Source organism: Cupriavidus sp. 05T313 (assembly GCF_056396665.1).
Genome location: NZ_JBFTLX010000350.1, coordinates 1 through 5,599 on the forward strand (window position 1 = coordinate 1; position 5,599 = coordinate 5,599).

General features: G+C 60.4%; 8 protein-coding genes and 1 pseudogene. 4 read left to right on the top strand and 5 right to left on the bottom strand.

Annotated features, from left to right (window positions below; translation table 11 throughout):
• Both AC1DKD_RS38370 and AC1DKD_RS38375 read left to right on the top strand, forming a co-directional pair.
• Positions 1-473 (top strand): hypothetical protein (locus tag AC1DKD_RS38370; RefSeq protein WP_477144493.1); only part of this gene is annotated, 473 nt, incomplete at its 5' end.
• Between the two features lie 279 nt (positions 474-752).
• The gene (locus AC1DKD_RS38375; RefSeq protein ID WP_477103173.1) at positions 753-938 is read left to right on the top strand and encodes a hypothetical protein; all 186 of its coding nucleotides are present in this window, start codon (positions 753-755) and stop codon (positions 936-938) included.
• A gap of 117 nt (positions 939-1,055) precedes the next feature.
• Here the strand turns inward: AC1DKD_RS38375 and AC1DKD_RS38380 are convergent.
• The 3 genes and pseudogenes from AC1DKD_RS38380 to AC1DKD_RS38390 form a co-directional block, all read right to left on the bottom strand.
• A pseudogene (locus AC1DKD_RS38380) lies at positions 1,056-1,183 on the bottom strand (tyrosine-type recombinase/integrase); the annotation flags it as partial.
• A 56-nt stretch (positions 1,184-1,239) separates the two neighbouring features.
• On the bottom strand, positions 1,240-1,566 hold the full coding sequence (locus tag AC1DKD_RS38385; RefSeq protein WP_477103174.1) for a hypothetical protein: 327 nt from the start codon (positions 1,564-1,566) through the stop codon (positions 1,240-1,242).
• A gap of 58 nt (positions 1,567-1,624) precedes the next feature.
• Positions 1,625-1,996 (bottom strand): hypothetical protein, encoded by a 372-nt coding sequence (locus AC1DKD_RS38390; protein ID WP_477103175.1) that lies wholly within the window; start codon positions 1,994-1,996, stop codon positions 1,625-1,627.
• A 1,065-nt stretch (positions 1,997-3,061) separates the two neighbouring features.
• Here AC1DKD_RS38390 and AC1DKD_RS38395 point away from each other — a divergent pair.
• Both AC1DKD_RS38395 and AC1DKD_RS38400 read left to right on the top strand, forming a co-directional pair.
• Positions 3,062-3,367, top strand: coding sequence for a helix-turn-helix domain-containing protein (locus AC1DKD_RS38395; protein WP_477103176.1), 306 nt, complete (start codon positions 3,062-3,064; stop codon positions 3,365-3,367).
• Positions 3,348-4,331, top strand: a complete 984-nt coding sequence (locus AC1DKD_RS38400; protein ID WP_477103177.1) for a reverse transcriptase family protein — start codon at positions 3,348-3,350, stop codon at positions 4,329-4,331. The genes AC1DKD_RS38395 and AC1DKD_RS38400 overlap by 20 nt, the downstream gene beginning before the upstream one ends.
• 73 nt (positions 4,332-4,404) lie before the next feature.
• On the opposite strand, the gene AC1DKD_RS38405 is transcribed toward AC1DKD_RS38400, so the two are convergent.
• Both AC1DKD_RS38405 and AC1DKD_RS38410 read right to left on the bottom strand, forming a co-directional pair.
• Positions 4,405-5,346, bottom strand: a complete 942-nt coding sequence (locus AC1DKD_RS38405) for a tyrosine-type recombinase/integrase (protein WP_477103178.1) — start codon at positions 5,344-5,346, stop codon at positions 4,405-4,407.
• Positions 5,343-5,599: TIGR02391 family protein (locus AC1DKD_RS38410; protein ID WP_477144494.1), on the bottom strand; the 257-nt coding region annotated here is incomplete at its 5' end. The genes AC1DKD_RS38405 and AC1DKD_RS38410, both read right to left, overlap by 4 nt.

Sequence of the window (5,599 nt, forward strand, 5' to 3'; positions counted from 1 at the left end):
GATTCTATGCGATTGCCGAGGGCCATCAGGATTTCGTCCGAACCCAGCGCGAAAGCGACGATGTGATCGCTCATGCAGTACGCTATATCGCCGATGTTCACGCCATGCCAGCTTATGGAACGGACCTTGATTGGTTCACGCATACGCTAGGCGTACTAATCGAGCTCGCAGTGCCAAATACGCTGCTAAACGAATCGGCTGGCAATCTGCTGAAGGATCTTCAACAAGGGATTGCGCAATCGGCGGGATCGCTTCCAACATCTCGCGAATCCGTGCGCATAGATGATGACGATGCGAAGAGGCTTAAGTTCTTCGAGGATGCTGGCTGCGAATATGGTGCTGTCTCGGACCTACTCGACACCGTCGAGAAGCTTTACTATGGCGACCCCCTCAGCGAAGAAGACGAGCGCACGGTGAGAATCGCAGCGCTTGCGGCACCTCTGACCAGGAATGCCAGAGAGGACAACAAATAGGCCTTTCCGCCAAAATTGGTAACGATAAGGCGGCCCAGTTCAGCGGCGGCTCGCTGGCTTGGACGGCCCAAGAGGGGTCAAACGTCCTAACGCCCCAGCTGCGCGGTGATGGCACTGGGGCGTTCCATTTCTTGCGCACGGCATGCGACTTCCAGCCCGCGCCAGCTACTACTTCGCGGAAGTCTGCGCCCTTTCGGGCCGGGGCAAAGTTCGAACCCCTATCCGGACCATTACAGCCCGTGTCACGACTGGTGACCTGGGCCCCGGGGCAAGGGATTCTTGCAATTTGATTGCAGTAAGGGCCCTTGGTATATCCGGCCAGATCATCTGCGCAAGGTGTACCGGCTGGTGGGTGAGCCGCTCGGCAGCCTGGCGGCGCAGCTCGACGCCCTGGAGGCGTTGGAGCGCGTAGCGGACGCACAGGCCGCGCCCGTCGGCGAGCCGGTGTACGAGTTCCGGCAGTAAGCCAGGACCCAAGACCACAAAACGCCGCCCTTGGGTGGCTTTTTTTCCCCTCATCTCCATGCCGATAACTGGTGTTATCGGCATGGAGCTTTAGGCCACCCGCCCGTCGCATCATGGCTACAGGCGGATCCTCTCGACCTCGTCCAGGGTGATGTTGTCGGGCGCCGGTCATAGAGCTGGGTGGTGCGGGTCGACGCGTGATTGGCCATCGCGGCGGCGTTCTCCAGTGTGCCGCCATTTCGCACCCGCCTGCGTCCCAGGCGAGATCATTTCGTCCTCCGTGGTGTGGCCAAGGTCAGTTTCAATCTCGGTTGAGACGACGGTAGGCCCAAGCGCCACGAGCTAGGTGAAACAGGAGCATGCCAATCGATGCAATCGGGGCGAGGAGTATCCCCGTTAGGAAGTAGGCACGGATCGTCGCGAAAGGAAGCATGTAGCCAGTGGCYTCGGGCCCATCTCGCTCGACCGACAAGGCTAGGACGAAGAGGATGAGAGAGACGACCGAATAGAAGGCGATCAAGCGCGCCGATCGCTTCAGCGTCACGAGCTCGTCCGGATCCAAGTCTCGTGGAGTCGTGTTCTCCCACCAGTTGCCAATGGCGATGACTACGTCGAGGAGTTTTTCCATGTTTTTTTCTCTGGCGTGTCAAAGACATTCTGGACGGTCCCATTGAGCATGGCCATTGTCAAATCTTCCCCTCGGTTCGGCACCAGCCGTGGGCGCTCTTGTTTTCATCCAGCCATTCCCACACGCCTTCCGCGTCAAGAATGCCCTTCGCTTTTTGAACGGCTTCAATCATCGCAGCCTCAAGGAATCGCCGCTTGCTGATGCCCAGCAGGCCGACGATGCCGTCGATTTCTTCGGCCAATTCCGTTGCGACCTTCGCGCAAACGTTCTTGATCTGGCCCGAAGTCTCGACCTGATCGGTCAGCCCGAGATGGTCCGCCAGGTCGGCATTCCCACTACCAGAGATCAGGTGCAGGGCTTTTTCCGTTACGAGTGCATCCAGCGGTGAGCGCATTTTCCATTCATCCTTTGTTTGGAATATAAATTGCATGATATGGATAGTATCTTAGCCAACATGGAACGACAATGGGCGGGGTTTCTGGGCGAAAAGTGCGTTTGTGGCGAGCAAGCGACAAAAGCCACGCGACGCGGCATAGCGCGCGCCTCCAGCGTCTTGCGCCAGGCCAGCACGTGCGCACGCGTGACGATGCGGAAGTCCTCGGCCCGGGCGATGCCTGCAAAGCCCATGAAATCGCGCAAGTCGGCCTGGTAGGCGCTCGGGTGGCCATACAGGGGGGCGCGCAGCAGCCTGGTCCAGTAGCGGGCGTTTTCATACGCTTTCAGGTGATACCCGCCGGGCGCTTCTCCAGAACCTCGATGATGTCCAACTGCCGTAACTGGCGCAGGCCTGCCACCACCACCATCGGTCGCGACAGTCCGGTGAGCGCCTCCAGGTCGTTCAGCGTCAGACGCGCGCACGTAAAGGGCGATATAGAGCTTGAGCGCCGCAGTCGCTTGACGGGTGGGCAGCTTGCGGATGGCCTGATGGGTCTCGGGTTCCGTCTGCCAACTACACGGCATCTTGGCCGAACMCATCGCAGAGGGCATGCATTCGCTGAGTGCGAATAAATTTCGCTGCCAGCGAAATTTGTCCTATACTGGAATCTGGTTGGAATTGAAGACAAAGCCAGCGCATTACCCGGACCTGCTGTTCTGGGTCTGCGGAGAGGCAACTCTCCAAACATTGCCCCGGACACGCGTTCTGGGCGCCCCCGCCCGCCGCCTGGTGCGGCGGGCGGAAACGGATAGGCAGGGGAAAAGTCGTCCCTCTTCGCTTCTCGTTACGTACTGGTCCCGAAGCAATTTTGCCAAGGGGTAACGAGGAATCACCATGGTTAAAAAGACCATACCCAACCAGGGACGACAGTCAGCCGGAAAGTCTTCGCGGCATAACTTGGGCAAGCTTAGGCGAGTCCTGATGAGTCGCAAGACCCTGTCACTGCTGATGGGATGGCTGCGCTTCGCAGTTACGGTAGCGCGGCTGTTCGATCGTTGGTGACGGGGTGACGGCCGACACCCCTGCCTAGTCCTAGTTGTTTTGAATGGAGGCGATCAAATGCTACATAAGGCTCTACGCCACCTTCGCCGATACCACCAGATGACCCAAGAGGACTTAGCAAGGCGTCTGGAAATTTCCAACAACTATCTGTCGGAGATTGAATCGGGTAAGAAGGCCCACGCAATTACCATTGACTTGCTCAATCGCTACGCCGCCATCTTCGACGTACCGGTCTCAAGCCTGATGCTGTTCTCTGAACAATTGGATTCAGGCCGACGCAGCGAGAAGATCCGCGTTGCGATGGCAGCGAAGATCTTGAAAGTCCTCGACTGGGTAGCCGCCGATGAAGAAACAGTCGCATAGGCGTGAGAAGACGGTCGGGCGTGCACGGTTGCGGAAGAACAAGTCGGCACGCTACCCTATCGAGCGATCGCCGCTCTGGCGGTTGTCGAGCATTCACAAATTAGCGGCCTTGATCGGCGTCCCGGTTGAGGATCTTGAAGCGACCTGCACGGCCCCAACGTACAATCGGTTCGACGATCAAGCGAAACCTGGCAAAGAGCCTAGGCACATTCAAGAGCCGACAGAAGCCACGCTACGGATTCACTATCGCATCGTTAGGCATCTGGACAGCATTCAACGGCCAGATTTCCTGCACTCAGCGACCAAGAGGCGCTCGCACGTCACAAACGCCCGCGCTCACGTTGGCAGCGGCGGTGCAGTGGTTGCAATGGACATTCGAAAGTTCTTCGAAAGCACGACTTACCAGCACGTCAAGGCGTTCTTCCACAAGGACTTGGGATGTTCTCATGACGTTGCACGGTTGCTGGCAACGGTTTGCACTGCGGACGGCCACCTACCCACCGGCAGTTGCATCAGCCCGTTGCTCTCTTACTTCACTCATCGCCAGTTATTCGCGGAGATCGAGAAGCTTTGCTCGGCAAAAGGCGTGACGATGACGCTGTACGTTGATGACCTGACTCTGTCTGGTATGCGCGCGACAAAGACCATGCTCTTCCAAGTCAAAGCTCTGGTCAGCCGTCAAGGCCTTCGGACCCAACCGACGAAAGACGCTGTCGTGCCGCCAGGAAAGGCCGCAATCATCACTGGCGCAGTTCGGAATGGTGACCAGCTTCGTTTGCGGAACAAACATCATAATTCCATCGTGGCGATTCAAGATTCGATCGCAGTCGGCCAAGACTCCTCGCTTAACGAACTGAGTGGTCGTGTCGCTGCGGCTCGGGCCGTCGAACCAGGAGCAGCGACTCGTCTTGAAACTCGTCTGGATCAGATCGTGAGCCGCAGACTGAAGAGCAACGGCGCTTGACGGAAACATAGGCGAGCCCTAGCGCCGGTCACAGACGGGCGCTAGGGCGCTTGCTGGACTAAGCCCCGCATGGCTACAGACGGATCCGCTCGACCTCGTCCAGGCTAATGTCGTCACGGCGCCGGTCATAGAGCTGGGTGGTGCGGGTCGACGCGTGGTTCGCCATCGCGGCGGCGTTCTCGAGCGTGCCGCCGTTTTTCAGATAGGTGGTGATCCCGGTGGCGCGGAATGTGTGGTTGCCGATCCGGGTGGCAATGCCGGCTGCAAGCGCTCGGCGCCGCATCATCGCATGGGCGTTGGCCTGCGGCAGCGGGGTCGCGCTGAGCTGGCCGGTGCCGCGCCGGAGGGTGCGAAACAGCGGCCCCTTCCCGTCCGCGCCGAGGCCGGTGCCGTCCAGGTACGCGTGCAGGTACGCCTCGAGCGTGTGGTGGCACGGCATCTCATGACGCTTGCCGCCTTTCTCGCGCAGGCGCACCCACAGCCGCCGGTGCTGGACGTAGACGTCCTCGACCCGCATCGCCAGCGCCGCGCCAAACCGCGCGAACGAGAACACCATCAACCCGATCAACGCGCGGTCCCGCAACCCGGCCGGCGTGCTCACGTCGATGGCATCGAGTAGCTGCCGCGCCTCGGCCGCCTCGAGCACCGGCGTCTTGCCCTGCCGTGCGCTGTGGCTGGGCCCGCGCACCGACGCGGCCGGATTGACCGGCACCACCTGGCCGGTGACCAGCCAGTCGAACAGGTGGCGGATCGCCGCGAGCCGCCGCTTGACGGTCGGCGCCGACAGCGTCTGCGTCTGCAGTTCGATCCAGCCCGCGACGTGCAGCGGCTGACCGGCCGTGATCGATGGTACGCCCGCGCTGGCACACCACGTCAGGAATTCGCCCGCCGCGCGCGCATAGGCGCGGCGCGTATGCGGGTTGCGGGTCGCCGACGCGAAGAATTCGAGAATGCGTACGCCGGCGCGCTCGCCGGCTGCGATGGTGATGCCATTGGGCGTGACGAGCTGGTTCATGAAGCCGCCTTGATCGCTTCAACGCGCGCATCGACGACATGCAGCAGGTGGCTCGCGAGCAGGATGATCTCGATGGCCTCACGCGGACTCTCGATCGGCTCGTGCCGGTGCGAGTGCGGATTCTTGTATGACCCGATTGCGCCGGCGAACAGGTCACGCATGGCTTCGCGTTCGGCGACGTCAACGGTATAGTCCGTGAGTGGCCCGCTCTCCGGATTGAAGGCCTTCTTCATCATCGGCATGCCGTGCGCGG